Here is a 14,958-nt window from a genome sequence, read left to right as displayed (position 1 = left end):
ACTACGTGCGGGCCGGCGCTAGGGACCGCAGACCGTCAGTTCGGCGACCGCCGGTGACAGCGTGTTCTCGCCTCCGAGCAGCGCCACGTCCCTCGCACCCAGCGCGGTGATCTGCGCCAGGGTCTCGGACGGGATGCAGGTGCCCGGCACCGTGAACAGCGGGCCGCCCACGCGTGCCGCCAGAGCCGATCCCGACAGGGCGTCGGGGAAGCTCAGGCCGGTGGCGATCAGCACCTTCTCCGTGGAGTCGAAGAAGTGCGCGTTGATCGCCCGCGAGGTGGCGTACCGGTCGGCTCCGGAGAGCCGCACGGTGTCCGGCACCAGCGACTTCGCCTGCGCCAGGATGCCGGCCGAGACCGTGTCCGGACCGCCGGCGACCACGATCTGATCGACGTCGAGCTGCTTCAGCAGCGCCACGGTCGCGGCATCCAGCGTCGAGGCGGAGCCGTCGACGAGGATGACCGGGCCGTGCGCGGCCACCGCGGCACCCGCCGACAGGGCGTCCGGGAACGAGGTGCCGGTCGCGATGACCGCCACGTCCGCTCCGGTCGGGAACGCCGTCGAGGCGACGTTGCGCGAGGCCTCGTAGCGGTCCACCCCGCCGACCCGCGTGACCGAGGGCACGAGGGTCCGAAGGTCGGCCTCGACCGCGGCACCGACCGAGTTCGGCCCGCCCACGATCATGACGTGCGTCGCCTTGAGCCGGATGATCTCGTCTCGGACGACCGGGGGCAGCGAGCCCGCGTTCGTCAGGAGGATCGGCGAGCCGTCGACGGCCGCCGCGGGAGCCGCGGAGAGCGCGTCGGGGAAGGTCTCGCCCGAGGTCAGGTAGACCGTGTCGGCGGTCTCGAAGCCGGCCTTGGAGACCGTCACCGCGGTCTCGAAGCGGTCGACGCCGGAGAACCGGTCGACCTCGGGCGGCCCTTGCACCAGGTGGAGCATGGCCGTCTTGATCTCCTCCGTGTTGCCGGCCACATCCGTCGAGCGGTAGGTGACGGTGTGCGCGCCGGCGCCCGAGACCTCGAACGGCGCGGTGTACACGGCGGCGGGCGAACCGTCGACCGAGTACGTCGTGCTCGCCACACCCGAGACGTCGTCGGTGGCCGCGAGGGTCACCGAGACGGGTCCGACCGCCGTACCGTTCTGGTCGTCGAACGACGCCGTGGTGACCGGGGCGACCGTGTCGGCGGCCGGCACCGGCAGCGTCCACACGTCGGCGATCGACGGGTCGTAGTTGCGGCCCTCCGGGTTGTTCTCGAACCGCACGGTGACGGTGTCGCCGGTGAGCAGCGCCGGGTCGTCGATCAGGAGCTGGTAGACCTCCGTGCCGACGCCGCCGGTGTGGCTGAACGCGCGGGCGTCCACCGTCTTGCCGTTGACCTTCACCGCGTAGTCCTTGATCTGGGCCCCGTCGTAGGTCTCGCGGGTGCGGAGCACGAACGGCTCGCCCTTGGTGATCTTCATCGTGAACTGGATGAAGCCGTCCGTGGTTCCCCGGTAGGTGTACCGACGGGTCAGCCCGGCCTCGTCGGGCGAGTTGCCCGAGCGCGACGAGAAGGTCACCGAGTGGGCGCCCTCACCGGCCGGGGTGGAGGCCGTGCTGCCCATGTCGAGGTAGTCGATGATGCCCGCGGCATCCGGCACCCCGATGGTGAGCGAGAACGGAACCGGGGCCTGGGCGAGCGTCTGGCTCGACGAGGCGAACGATGCCGTGAGGCCCGCGACGGCGCCCGTGTTCCCGGAGGCCGGGACCACGAGGCTGACCGGCACCGAGGCGTCGGCGCCGGGGGCGAGGGTGATCGCCGCCGACTCCGCCGGCTGGGCCCAGCCCTCCGGCACGCCCAGCTTCACCGTTCCGCTCACCGTGGCGGTGGAGCGGTTGTGCAGCGCGACCGTGACGAGGGCGTAGCCGCCGGGTGCCGCCGTGGCGGGCGAGGCGGTCACGGCCAGGGTGACCGGCGACCCGACGGTGACGGCCGTGGCCGCCGTCGTCGAGGCGCGGCCCGAGGCGATCGGCACGTCGACCCGACCGAGGATCGGGTTGCTGCCGACCGTGGCGTCGACCGGAACCGTGACCGTGAACGCGAACGCGGTGCTCGCGCCGGCCGCCAGGGTGACGTGCGCCGCCTCGGCGGGGGTCGCCGTCCAGCCCTCGGGCAGGTCGAGCGAGGCCCCGACGTCGGCGATGTCGGCCGCCGAGGTGTTCGTGGCCGTCACGGTGACGGTCTCGGTCTGGCCGGGCAGCAGCTCGGCGGCGGGCCCGGTCGTGGCGACCGAGATGCCGATCGCGGCGACCAGCGCCCGGTTGAGGCTCGCGATCATCGGGTCGAGCGCCGCCACGAGGGCGTCGGCTCCGGCCTGGTCGATCGGGCCGGCCGTGAGGTCGGCGGCGACCAGCGCCTCGGCGTGCTGCAGAGCGGTGAGGGCGATGCCCGACTGCTCGGCGGCGGCCGCGGGCTCGGCGAGCCCGGCAGTGACCGCGGCGGCCGCGGTGGCGGAGTCGGCCTCGAGGGCGTCGCGCTGCGCATCCGTGAGGTCGGCGCCGGCGAGCAGCTGGTCGAAGGCCGCCAGGCCCTCCTTCACGGAGGCGAGGTCGGCCGCGGGGGACTCGACCGCGAAGGCGTAGTCACCCGACCCGAGCTCGATCGTGACGGTGTCGCCGGTGTCGGTCGACGAGACGATCCCCGCGACCGACGTGAGCGGCAGGCCGCTCTCGGTGACGGCCGACGGGTTCTGGGCCGGCACCACGACGCGGGCCGTGGTGTTCGCCGGAACCGAGACGTTCAGGTCGAACGACCCGGCCGCCGTGTTCCAGTGGCTGGAGACCGTGCCGTAGGGCGTCGTGTAGTCCATCGCCGTACTGGTCAGTCCGCCTCCGGGCACCGGGGCGATCAGCGACTTGCGGTAGCCGGGCTCGAGAGCCGAGATGCCGCCGACGGTGCCGTACATCCAGGCTCCCACGGCGCCGTAGGCGTAGTGGTTGAACGAGTTCATGCCGACGTCGCCGAACGAGCCGTCGGGCATGATCGAGTTCCAGCGCTCCCAGATGGTGGTCGCCCCGTTCGCGATCTCGTAGCCCCACGAGGGGTAGTCGGTGTTGAGCAGCAGGCGGTACGCGACATCCGTGCGACCGATCGCCGTGAGGGCGGGCAGCAGGTTCTTCACCCCGAGGAAGCCGGTCGAGAGGTGCCAGTCGGCGCGCTCGAGCGTGGCGACGAACCGGTCGGCCAGCTGGTCGCGCACCGCGTCGGGCACCAGGCCGAACATGATCGTGATGACGTAGCCGGTCTGCGTGTCGCTGGAGAGGGCGCCGTCGTCGCCGATGAACGCGTCCTGGTACGACGAGCGGATGGCCTCGTACAGCGAGCGGTACTTCGCCGCGTCGGCCGTGTTGCCGATGGCCTCGGCCATCTGCGCCATCAGGTCGGCGCTGTGCGCGTAGTACGCCGTGCCGATGATGTTGGAGGCCGTGTCGTCGTTGAGGTTCAGCCAGTCGCGGTAGGCGCCGCCGTCGCGCTGGTTGTTCGAGCTGGTCGAGGCGAGGTAGTCCATGTACTTCGTCATCGACGACCAGCCGTCCTCCAGCACGGCCGTGTTTCCGTAGCTCTGCCAGAGCGCGTACGGCACGGTGACCCCCGCGTCGGCCCAGCCGGAGTTGCCGCCGCCGGACATCCCCGCGTAGTTCGGGGCGACATCCGGGTAGGCGCCGTTCGCGGCCTGGGCGGTGCGCAGGTCGCGCAGCCACTTGGTCAGGAACGCGTCCGAGTCGAGGTTGTAGGTCGCGGTGCTGGCGAACTCGCTGATGTCACCGGTCCAGCCCAGCCGCTCGTCGCGGGCCGGGGTGTCGGTGGGGATCGAGACGAAGTTGCCGCGCTGGCCCCAGGTGATGTTCGACTGGAGCTGGTTGACCAGGGCGTTCGAGGTGGTGAAGCCGACCGTGTCGTCTCCGGCCGAGTGCCAGACCGTGCCGACGACGTCGGTCAGCGCGGGGGCGGTGTCGATGCCGGTGACCTCGACGTAGCGGAAGCCGTGCTGGGTCATCGTGGGGTGGAAGCTCACGGTGCCGTCGGCGGCGAAGGTGTAGTAGTCGGTGACCTTCGCGCTCCGCAGGTTCGCGGTGTACATCGTGCCATCGGGGTTGAGCACCTCGGCGTACCGGATGCGCGCCTGCTGGCCCGCCTTGCCGGTCAGCGTGATCGCGGCGGTGCCGACCATGTTCTGACCGAGGTCGTAGACGAAGGCGCCGGGCGCGGGCTCGGTCTGGCTGAGCGCGGGTCGCTCGGCCGTGATCCGCACCGGCTGGTCGGACTGCGCGCGCAGCTTCGCCGTCTGCGAGGGGCGGACGACGGCCGGAGTCCACGCCGAGGCGTCGAAGCCGGGGGTGTTCCAGCCGGCCTGCTCGCGGGTGGCGTCGTAGGTCTCGCCGTTGTAGAGGTCGGCGGCGACGATCGGGCCGGTCGAGGTGGTCCAGGTGTCGTCGGTGCCGAAGGTCTCGCTGGTGCCGTCGGTGTACCTGACGAGCACCTGGGCGATCAGCGACAGGTCGGCGGTCGAACCCCAGACGTTCTTCGGCCCGTTCTGGAGGGTGCCGGCGAACCAGCCGTCGGCGAGCTGAGCGCCGAGGGTGTTCGCGCCCGGCACGACCTGGCCCGTGATGTCGTACGTCTGGTACTGGTAGGTCTTCGAGTAGTCGGTCCAGCCCGGAGCGAGGTACTGGTCGCCGACCTGCGCGCCGTTGAGGTCGAGCTGGTAGATGCCCTGCGCCGAGGCGTAGGCGCGGGCCGACGCGACGGTCTTGGCCGGGTCGACGGTGAACCCGCCGCGGACCAGCGGGGGCTGCACGGCCTGGAAGGCCTCCACCCCGCCGCTGATCGCGAGGCCGTCGGCCGAGGGCGTGCCGCCGTTCAGGGGGTTCGTGGCGGCCGCTCCGGCGCCGCCGGCTCCGAATGTGGAGCCGAACAGGCTCTCGCCGCTGGAGGAGACGACCGTGAGGCTCTTGATCAGCGCGCTCTCGGTGCCGCTCGTGCGCAGACCGATGCCGCCGGTCGGGTGGTGGGAGCTCGTCACCACACCGAACTGGCCGCCGAGGGCGACGCCGTCGATCGAGGTGGTGATGGTGTCGCCGACCACCTGCACCGTGATGGTGTGGGTCGCGCCCGTTCCGCCGTGGTCGGCGATGATCTGCGTGATGTCCTGGTCGCCGAGGGCGGTGTAGCCGCCGTTGACCTTGTCGTGCGGGCGGAAGTAGACCTTGCCGGCGGCCTGGATGCCGGAGTTGATCTGCCACATGAAGCCGTTCTGGGCGTCGGGGCTGCGGAAGAAGAAGCCGATCGCCGAGGAGGCGGGGTGCACGAGCGAGAACTCGGAGGTCAGGGTGTAGTCGGTCCAGTCGCGGGATTCGTCCTGGGCGCCGACCCAGTCGGCCGACCAGTCGGAGGCCTCGAGCAGCCCGGTCTCGAATGACGCCGGGGCGCTCCAGTCGGAGGCGGCGCCCGTGCCGTCCCAGACCTGCACCTGCCAGACGTACCGGGTCGAGGATTCGAGGGCGGGGCCGGCCCAGTCGATGTCCACCGACTGGTCGGAGTCGACCTTTCCGGAGTCCCAGAGTGTGTCACCGCTCGCCAGGGCGGCCTCGGAGGCCGCGGCCCGGACCCGGTAGGCCGACTGCACGCTGCCCCGGTCGGGGTCGACGACCTTCCAGGACAGCCGCGGTGCGTCGCCGCCGATCCCCAGCGGATCCGTGAGGTCGTCGGTGGTGAGCGCCGACGCCTGCGGGGCGGTCGCCGTCGCGGCGGCCACCGGTGCGGCCGGGGCGGCTGCCGTCGCTGAGGCCGGGGCGGCCGCGGCGAAGGGCGACTGCGCCTCGGCCGCCTGGGCGGGGAGGACGGACAGGGAGACGATCCCGGCCGTGACGGCGATCGTCGTGCACCCGGCGAGAGCGGTGCGAAGAAGGCGTGGAAGCCTATGAGCCATGTGAATTCTCCATTGAATCGTTTCAACTTCTGGGATGGGTGATCCCTTGGCTGAGCAAGGCGGGTGGGGCCACTTTGGCCGGGTCCGTCGACAGGTGTCAAGCCTTTTCGGCGAATTTCTGAAACGATTCATGCGCTCGACCCGACGGGCCCGCGGGCTAGGCTCGGTCTCCATGGGCGCGATCGAGGTGCACGAGGTGGCCGGGCCGGGCGGCGGTCCGTACGGTGTCACCGTCACGGCCGACGGGGCGGTGTGGTGCACCCTGGTGCACGCCGGAGAGGTGATCCGCAAGGCTCCGGACGGCGGATTCTCGCGGTTCGTGCTGCGCGAGGGCGCCCAGCCCGCGCAGGTCGCCGCGGCCGGTGACGACTCGGTCTGGGTGACCGACGGTGCGCACGACGAGGTGGTCCTCCTCGGCCCCGACGGGATGCTGCGCGAGATCGCCGTCCCCACCCCGGGTGCCCAGCCCTTCGGCATCGTGTCGATGCAGGACGGCACCGCCTGGTTCACCGAGGCCGGCATCGACTCGCTCGGCCGCATCGACATCCTGGGCGGCGTCGCCGAGTTCGCGGCGGGCACCGACGACGGCATGGTGTCGATGATCGCGGCCTCCGGCGACTCGCTCTGGTTCACCGCGCACCGGGCGAACGCCGTGGGCTACGTGCGCGGCGGCGACTCGGCTCCGCAGCTGTTCCCGCTGCCGACCCCGGAGGCGGGACCGGTCGGCATCACGATCGGCGACGACGGCGCCGCGTGGTTCTGCGAGATCCTGGCCGGCCGGATCGGGCGGGTGGACCGGCGCGGGAACGTCACCGAGCATCCGCTGCCCGACCCCGGGTCACGGCCGCACGCCATCGTCGCCGACCCCGCGGGCGGGGGAGCGTGGTTCACGCTCTGGGGTTCGAACGAGCTCGGGTTCATCGACCTCGACGGCGCGGTGTCGCTGATCGGGCTCGCATCGTCGGGGCACGACGAGCCGCACGGGCTCGGGGTGGCCGGCGACGACACGATCTGGGTCGCGATGGAGTCGGGGGCGCTGCTCGCCGTCACGCGCTGAGCGCTCGGGCCAGGGCTCGGGCTCGGGCTCACGTCTGGCCCGGCTCCGCGTCGGGTGATCGCGCGCTCAGGCGCCGCTTGCGAGACCCCTCAGGGCATCGCCGGCCAGGTCGAGCGAGGCGGTGATGGTGGTCGCGTGCACCGAGAAGCGGATGCGGTCGGGCGCGTGCAGCGTGGTGGTGACGCCGTTCGCCGCCAGCGCCCGATGGGCCGGCTCCGCCAGGCCGGGGGCGAAGACCACGGGCACGATGCCCGAGCGGCTGGTCGGGTCCTCGGGAAGCGCGACGCGCATCCGAGAACCCAGCCTGGCCCCGGCGTCCACCAGGCGGTCGCCGAGCAGGTCGACCCGCTCGGCGACGGCGCGCTCGATCGTTCCGACCCCGGTCGACTCCACGAGCTCGAGCGCCGCCGCGAGGGCGCCCGCGGCGAAGGGTGAGCCGTTGGTGACCGAGAAGCGCTGGGCGCCGGCCTGCACCGGATGCTCGGTGCCGTCGTAGCGGGCCGGATCCTCGACCCCGGTCCAGCCGCCGAGGGTCGGCCGGAGGCGGTCGAGCGCCCGCTCGGAGTAGGCGACGAAGCCCGTGCCCCACCCCGCGCGGAGCCACTTCTGCCCGCCCACGACGAGGGCGTCGGCGACCTCCCACGGAAGGTCGACCGCCCCGAAGCCCTGGATGCCGTCGACGATCAGCAGCCGGTCGCCGACGACCTTGCGGAGGCCGGCCAGGTCGGCGCGGTGGCCGGTGCGGAAGTCGACGGCGCTCACCGCGACGGCCGTGATCGAGGGGGTGAGCGCGGCGGCGACCCGCTCGGGCGTGACCGGCTGCGGGGTGCCGTCGCCCAGCAGGCGCGTGCGGAGGCGGCCGGCCTGCTCCGCGCGCCACCACGGGTAGAGGTTGGCCGGGAACTCGGCGGCGGAGACGAGCACCTCGCCTCCGGCGAGCCCGAAGGCGACCTGGAACAGTCCGTGGGAGGTGCTCGGCGCCAGGTGCACGGCGGAGACCGGGCGGCCGGTGAGCCGGGAGGCCGCGGCGAGCGCGCGGTGGTCGGCCGAGTGCAGCTGCTGCCCGGAATCGGCGCCGCCGATCGCGAGGTCGAACAGCCGGGCGCTCTCCTCGGCGGCCGAGCGGGAGGGCGGGCCGTAGCTGGCGAAGTTGAGATAGCCCGGCTCCTCGCCGAACCGCCCGAGGTAGTCGTCGAACGGGGTCGCAGCACGGGTGCTGGTGCCGGTGCTGGTGTCGGTGCCGGTGCCCGTTCGGGCGGGGGTGTCGGGCGTGGTCATGACGTGCTCCTGATCGACGGATGCGCCCGGGGCGCGCTCGAGGCAATCCTGGCCCACCCCGGCGGGGGATGACCCGCGGCTCGCGTCTGCTGTTCACCCGGCATCTGTCTGCGTGTAACCCCTAGTGGTTACGTTCGCTCTCGTTTTGACCGACGAGCCGGAGTTCCAGATCTTCACGATGCGCGCACGCCCCCGTTCCCTGTCCACCGTCCTCGCCGGAGTCACCGGCCTCGCCCTCGGAGCGGGCGCCCTCGTCGCCGCACCGGCGTTCGCCGCTTCGGGGCTCGACGTGACCGGGCCGGGAGCATCCGGGTTCGGCGCCTCCGTCGCGGCCGCACCGCCGGCACTCGTCGTCACCGAGATCAACCCCGACAACGTCGGCACCGACCAGTTCGAGTTCTTCGAGGTCTACAACACGACGGATGCTCCGCTCGCGCTGGACGGCGCCTACGGCTTCTCCTACATCTACGCCGACACCGACGACCGCGCCCGCGACGTGGCCCTCACGCCGGCCGCCGGCACCGTCGTCGCCCCGCACGCGGCGACCGTGTTCTGGCTCGACTACACGGCGACCGGCATCGACACCTCGAAGCTCAGCGCCGAGGACTTCATCGCCCACTACCCCGGCGCGACCGGGTACCCGGTCGTCAAGGTGACCGGCCAGGCGGGGATGGCCAACGGCGGCAACCGCGGCATCCGCATCACCGATGCCGACGGCACCGCCGTGAGCCGCTCGTTCTACCCGACCGGGTCGGCGGGTGCCGACCGCAGCGTGCACTTCGCGGTGCCGGCCGATGCGGCGACCGCGAGCGCTCCCGTGCAGCAGCCGCTCGGCACGCCCACCCCGGGGGTCGTCGCGGCCGAGCAGCTGCCGGCGGCCCCGGAGCCCGAGCCGACGCCCACCCCGCCGCCCACGCCCACCCCCACGCCCACGCCGACCCCGGTGCCCGGCCCGCAGCCCGACCCGTCACTCGTGACCGCGCCGCTGCAGGTCACCGAGCTGCTGCCCGACTCCTCGAACCTCGGCGGCGGCGACGCCTACGAGTTCATCGAGCTCTACAACGCCACGAGCGAGGCGGTCGACTTCTCCGACTACACGCTGCGCTACCTCTACCCGCTCGAAGACCTGTCGAACAGCCAGACCGCGCTCTGGCCGGTCGAGCCGAAGGGCCCGGTCGTCCCGGCCGGCGGCACCCTCGTCGTCTGGGTCAAGAACGGCACCAACGACGCCCTGACGGCGGCCGACTTCAACACGAAGTTCGGCACCGCGCTCACGATGGGCCAGAACCTGGTCGAGACGCACACGGCCGGAATGGCCAACTCCTCCGCCCGCGGCATCGAGGTCATCACGAACACCGGTCAGCGCATCAACCGGGCCTACTACAATCTCGCCGGCGCCGACGACACCACGGCCGACCAGGGCATCCAGTACGCGGTCGACCCGGCCGCCCTCACCCGGCAGACGCTCGTGAAGCAGGCGCCCGCATCCCCCGGCGCCGTCACGGCCGACCAGGTGCCCGCGGGCCTCATGGTGCCGCCGGTCGACCGCACCGCCCCCGTCGTCGGCGACACCAGCCCCACGGTGGTCAAGCGCGCGACCGACCTGCCGTTCCACTTCGAGATCACCGACGACGTGCTCGTGCGCACGGTCACGCTGCACTGGAAGACGAACGCCGACTCGGGCTACCGCACGGTCAACCTCGAGAACGACGGATCCAACGGGTACGGCTTCACCGTCCCCGCGGTCGACCTCACCGGGGCCCGCTCGGTCGACTACTTCCTGACCGCCTCCGACGGCTCGCACACGGCCACCCTGCCGGCGGTGCACCTGATCGTCGAGGGCGCGAACGACGCGCCGCTGCGGCTCAACGTGACCGACGGCCAGTTCGTCGGCGGCCGCACGCTGCTCTCGGCGGCGACCGACCACGCCACCGACCCGGTCGCGCTGAGCATCGACGGCGCGCCCGTCGCGACTGCGCCCGCCCTGGAGTCCGAGCCCTCGTTCGCCTTCGACGCGAGCGGCGTCAACGTCTTCTTCAAGAACGGCGTGCGCATCGGCGACGACGTGCTGCGCATCTTCGACGACGGCATCCCCTCGGGCTACGAGACCATCTCGACCTCGGTGCCGCTGTCGTACGTCACCCAGGGCCAGGATCTCGTCGTGAGCGTCTGGGCGGGCACGAAGGCCGCCCCGGTCATCGACCCGAACGAGAACAACGACGACTTCACCATCAAGAACCTGCGGCTCGTGCTGCCGGACGGCCGCACGCTGACCCCGGTCGGCTACGACGACCCCTCGACCGTGCTGCAGATGGGCGACTCCACCGGCAAGCTCGACTACTACGACGCCCACTTCGTGCTGCCGACCGCGGCCTTCTCGGCGAAGGCCGCGGCCTGGGACACGACCGCCGTCGCAGACGGGGCGCACACCGTGGTGGCGACCAGTGGCGCGACGACGGCATCCGCCTCGGTCACGGTCGACAACACGGCACCGGCCCTGACGACCACCCTCGTCGACGGCACCGAGTACCGCGGCGCCTTCTCGATCGATGCGACGGCGACGGATGCGGGGGCCGGCCTGGCCACGCAGACCGCGACCCTCGACGGCTCGGTCATCCGCCTGCCCTATTCCGCCTCGTCGGTGACCATGGCCTCGGGCACGCACTCCTTCGTCATCGCGGCGACGGATGCGCTCGGCAACTCCGCGACGAAGACGGTCGCGTTCACGACCCCCGACGAGCAGCCCGGAACCGAGTCGATCTCGCCGGTGGACGACGCGATCGAGTCGACCCGTGACGTGACCCTCTCGGCCGAGGTGACCGACCCCTCGGGCGACGTGCTCGACGCGAGCTTCGCCGAAGGGTTCCACCTCGACCCCTCCGATGCGGCGGTCACGAGCTGGAAGGGCGAGACCGGCGAGGCCTCGGGCACCGACCGCTCGGCCCGCACCCCGGTGTCGGCCGAGGAGCTCGCGGCGATGACGGGCACCGACGGGATCGACGCCTCGGTGTCGAGCGACGCCGCCTTCCCGTACCAGATGTTCGACGTCTCGGTGCCGGCCACCGCGGGTGCGGATGCGCTGGCCCGGCTCTCCTGGAGCGGCACGGCCAACGCCGACGCGAAGGTGCTGATGTACGTGCTCGACACCACGACGGGGGAGTGGGAGGAGGTCGACCGGTACGTGACGGGGGCCGAGTCGGGCTCTGCTGGTGCTGGTGCTGGTGCTGACGCGGCCGCTGCCGCCGCCGGGCCGGAGCCGTTCGACCTGGGCGCCACGGTGCCGGTCGCCGGCCACCTGAAGGACGGCCGCATCCAGGTGCTCGTGCAGCACTCGGAGGGCTTCGCCGGCGCGAACCTGTCGAGCCGCGACACCGCCGTGACGCCGTTCAACGCCGGGGCCACCCCGCGCGCGGACTACGACTTCACGCTCGGCTGGGAGACCGACACGCAGTACTACAACGACACGTTCTACCAGCACCAGCTCGACATCAACCAGTTCTTCCTGAAGGAGCGGGCGAACCTCAACCTGCAGTACGTGTTCCACACCGGTGACGTCGTCGACAACTCCGCCGACCAGCACCAGTGGGACAACGCGAACGCGGCGTACCAGCTGTTCGACGACGCGAAGCTGCCTTACGGCGTGCTCGCCGGCAACCACGACGTCGGCCACAAGGAGGACGACTACACCGAGTTCTCGAAGTACTTCGGTGCCGCCCGCTACCAGGGCAACCCCTGGTACGGCGAGAGCTACCTCGACAACCGCGGGCACTACGACCTGATCACGGCCGGCGGCATCGACTTCATGGTCGTGTCGATGGGCTGGGATCCGGGAGACGCCGAGCTCGCCTGGATGAACGAGGTGATCGCGAAGTACCCCGAGCGCAAGGTGATCATCAACCTGCACGAGTACATGCTGACCACGGGCGGCCTCGGGCCGATCCCGCAGCGGATCATGGACGAGGTCGTCGCCACCAACCCCAACGTGATGATGGTGATGTCCGGCCACTACCACGACGCCTACACACGCACCGACGAGTTCGACGACGACGGCGACGGCACCCCGGACCGCACGGTCTACGCGATGCTCTTCGACTACCAGGGTCTCGCGGAGGGCGGCCTCGGCTTCCTGCGGCTGCTGCACTTCGACAACGCCTCCTCGTCGGTGTCGGTGCGCACGTACTCGCCGTCGCTGGACCGCTTCGACTCGGACGACCCGTCGTTCACGCTCGCCGACCAGGAGTTCGAGATCCCCTACGCGGCCGTCGGCATCCGGTCGGCTCAGAAGACGCTCGCGACGGATGCGTTCTCGGCCGACATCCTGACCACGAACACCATCGCGTCGTTCGACGACGTGGCCAGCGGCACGGTGCTGTCGACGGTCTGGAAGGGTCTCGCGGACGGCGAGCACGGGTGGTTCGTGAAGACCGCCGACCCGTACGGGGCCGTGGATTACTCGGCGGTGCGGACGTTCAGCGTGGGTGGTGTCGTGGAGGAGCCCGGGGCGGGCTCGGGTGAGCCTGGGGCTGGGCAGCCCGGGTCGGGCTCGGGTGCTCCCGGGGCCGGGGCCGGACAGCCTGGTGCCGGTGGCGGATCGGGCGTCTCGCAACCCGGGTCCGGCGCCGGCGGCCAGAACGATGCGGGCGATTCGGCCGGCTCGGCGCAGAACCGGGGCGACCTCGCGGCGACCGGTGCGGGCGACGGTGCGGGTTCGTGGCTGGCGATCGGGCTGCTGGTGATCGCGCTGGGTACGCTCGCCGTGGTGCGCGGTCGTCGCCGCAGGCTCGGCTAGGGCAGGGCGCGGGCGATCGCCGAGAGCACCTGAGCGGATGAGGGCACACCGGAGGCCCTCATCCGCTCTGTGCCGTCGATGCTCGTGATGACGACCGTCGGGGTCGCCACGATCGCGGCCGACTCGGCGGCCTCGGGCGCATCCGCCACGTTGACCTCGTGCCACTCGACGCGGTCGCCGAGCAGGGGGCGGAGGTCGTCGAGCGTCGCGCGGGTGCTCGAGCAGGCGCCGCAGAAGCTCGACGAGTAGAGCGTGACGCTGAGTTCGGCCATGTCCTCCACAACGCCCGGATGCGCATCCTGATTCCCCAGGCCAGGCGGCCTCGCGGTCCGGCGTGGCCTCCCGCGGTAGAATCAGCTGTCAACCGGCACCGTTCGTCGGGCACTGACATCGGACCCGGAAGGATTCCACATGCCAGCGATCGTCCTGATCGGCGCCCAGTGGGGCGACGAAGGCAAGGGCAAGGCCACCGACCTCCTCGGCAGCCGCGTCGACTACGTCGTCAAGTTCAACGGCGGCAACAACGCCGGCCACACCGTCGTGGTGGGCGACAAGAAGTACGCCCTGCACCTGCTGCCCTCGGGCATCCTGACCCCCGGGGTCACCCCGGTCATCGCCAACGGCGTGGTGGTCGACGTCGAGGTGCTGTTCCACGAGCTCGAGGCGCTGGGTTCGCGCGGCGTCGACGTCTCGCGGCTGCTCGTCTCGGCGAACGCGCACGTGATCACCGCGTACCACCGCACGATCGACAAGGTCACCGAGCGCTTCCTCGGCAAGCGGCAGATCGGCACCACCGGCCGCGGCATCGGGCCGGCGTACGCCGACAAGATCAACCGTGTCGGCATCCGGGTGCAAGACCTGTTCGACGAGGGCATCCTGCGGCAGAAGGTCGAGGGCGCTCTCGACCTCAAGAACCACATCCTCGTCAAGGTCTACAACCGCCGGGCCATCGAGGCCGATGCGGTCGTCGACGACCTGCTCTCCTACGCCGAGCGGCTGCGGCCGATGGTCGCCGACACCTCGCTGGTGCTCGACCGGGCGCTCCGCGACGGCAAGACCGTGCTCTTCGAGGGCGGCCAGGCGACGATGCTCGACGTCGACCACGGCACCTACCCCTTCGTCACCTCGTCGAACGCGACCTCGGGCGGGGCGGCGACCGGCTCTGGCGTCGCGCCCAACCGCATCGACCGCGTGATCGCGGTGGTCAAGGCCTACACGACCCGCGTCGGCGCCGGCCCCTTCCCGACCGAGCTGCACGACGAGTCGGGCGAGTTCCTGCGCTCGAAGGGCTTCGAGTTCGGCACGACCACGGGCCGCCCGCGCCGCACCGGCTGGTACGACGCGCCGATCGCGCGCTACACGGCGCGTATCAACGGCGTCACCGACTTCGTGCTCACCAAGCTCGACGTGCTCACCGGGCTGTCGACGATCCCGGTGTGCGTGGCGTACGACGTCGACGGCGTGCGGGTCGACGAGGTGCCGGTGTCGCAGAGCGACTTCCACCACGCGGTGCCGATCTACGAGGAGTTCGAGGGCTGGTCGGAGGACATCACGGGCGTGCGCGAGTTCGGTGACCTGCCGGCGGCGGCGCAGCGCTATGTGCTGGCGCTGGAGGAGATGAGCGGCTCGCGGATCTCGGCCATCGGTGTCGGCCCCGATCGCGACGCGATCGTGGCCCGCCACGACCTCCTCCCCTGAGCTGGGCCGCGGCGGGCCGGGCCCTGGGGCCCTGGGGGCCCTGGCCGCTGCGGGCCGGGCCCTGGAGGCCCTGGCCTGCGCCCCCGAGCCCTTGGGTCCGGCTCGCCCATGCATGTCCGCGACCCGTCACTTGTTGTCGTTACCCGCGGGTTTTAGCGACAAC

6 protein-coding genes are annotated in these 14,958 nt (G+C 71.7%); 3 read left to right on the top strand and 3 right to left on the bottom strand.

Annotation, left to right across the window (positions count from 1 at the left end):
- Positions 1-18: 18 nt before the first annotated feature.
- Positions 19-5,973, bottom strand: a complete 5,955-nt coding sequence (locus tag AC59HU_RS07245; protein WP_497222706.1) for a family 78 glycoside hydrolase catalytic domain — start codon at positions 5,971-5,973, stop codon at positions 19-21.
- 172 nt (positions 5,974-6,145) lie between these two features.
- Here AC59HU_RS07245 and AC59HU_RS07240 point away from each other — a divergent pair, with 172 nt between their 5' ends.
- Complete coding sequence (locus tag AC59HU_RS07240; RefSeq protein WP_497222705.1) at positions 6,146-7,030, top strand: Vgb family protein; 885 nt, start codon at positions 6,146-6,148, stop codon at positions 7,028-7,030.
- Between the two features lie 66 nt (positions 7,031-7,096).
- Here the strand turns inward: AC59HU_RS07240 and AC59HU_RS07235 are convergent, their stop codons facing one another.
- Positions 7,097-8,308 (bottom strand): aminotransferase class V-fold PLP-dependent enzyme, encoded by a 1,212-nt coding sequence (locus AC59HU_RS07235; RefSeq protein WP_497222704.1) that lies wholly within the window; start codon positions 8,306-8,308, stop codon positions 7,097-7,099.
- 145 nt (positions 8,309-8,453) lie between these two features.
- On the opposite strand from AC59HU_RS07235, the gene AC59HU_RS07230 reads away from it, so the two are divergent.
- The gene (locus AC59HU_RS07230) at positions 8,454-13,097 is read left to right on the top strand and encodes a lamin tail domain-containing protein (protein ID WP_497222703.1); all 4,644 of its coding nucleotides are present in this window, start codon (positions 8,454-8,456) and stop codon (positions 13,095-13,097) included.
- Here AC59HU_RS07230 and AC59HU_RS07225 read toward each other — a convergent pair.
- Positions 13,094-13,369 (bottom strand): thioredoxin domain-containing protein, encoded by a 276-nt coding sequence (locus AC59HU_RS07225; protein WP_497222702.1) that lies wholly within the window; start codon positions 13,367-13,369, stop codon positions 13,094-13,096. The two genes, AC59HU_RS07230 and AC59HU_RS07225, sit on opposite strands and share 4 nt — an antisense overlap.
- Before the next feature lie 139 nt (positions 13,370-13,508).
- On the opposite strand from AC59HU_RS07225, the gene AC59HU_RS07220 reads away from it, so the two are divergent.
- Complete coding sequence (locus tag AC59HU_RS07220; protein ID WP_497222701.1) at positions 13,509-14,795, top strand: adenylosuccinate synthase; 1,287 nt, start codon at positions 13,509-13,511, stop codon at positions 14,793-14,795.
- The last annotated feature ends 163 nt before the right edge of the window (positions 14,796-14,958 follow it).

The sequence above is a fragment of the Herbiconiux sp. 320_LB genome, assembly GCF_059691755.1.
The sequence above is the reverse complement of the archived record's forward strand: the minus strand, read 5'-3'. Positions and strand labels throughout refer to the sequence as shown.

Excerpts from the sequence above, each read along its gene's own strand:
- AC59HU_RS07245 (WP_497222706.1), bottom strand. The coding sequence starts at position 5,973 with ATGGCTCATAGGCTTCCACGCCTTCTTCGCACCGCTCTCGCCGGGTGC.
- AC59HU_RS07240 (WP_497222705.1), top strand. The coding sequence starts at position 6,146 with ATGGGCGCGATCGAGGTGCACGAGGTGGCCGGGCCGGGCGGCGGTCCG.
- AC59HU_RS07235 (WP_497222704.1), bottom strand. The coding sequence starts at position 8,308 with ATGACCACGCCCGACACCCCCGCCCGAACGGGCACCGGCACCGACACC.
- AC59HU_RS07225 (WP_497222702.1), bottom strand. The coding sequence starts at position 13,369 with ATGGCCGAACTCAGCGTCACGCTCTACTCGTCGAGCTTCTGCGGCGCC.
- AC59HU_RS07220 (WP_497222701.1), top strand. The coding sequence starts at position 13,509 with ATGCCAGCGATCGTCCTGATCGGCGCCCAGTGGGGCGACGAAGGCAAG.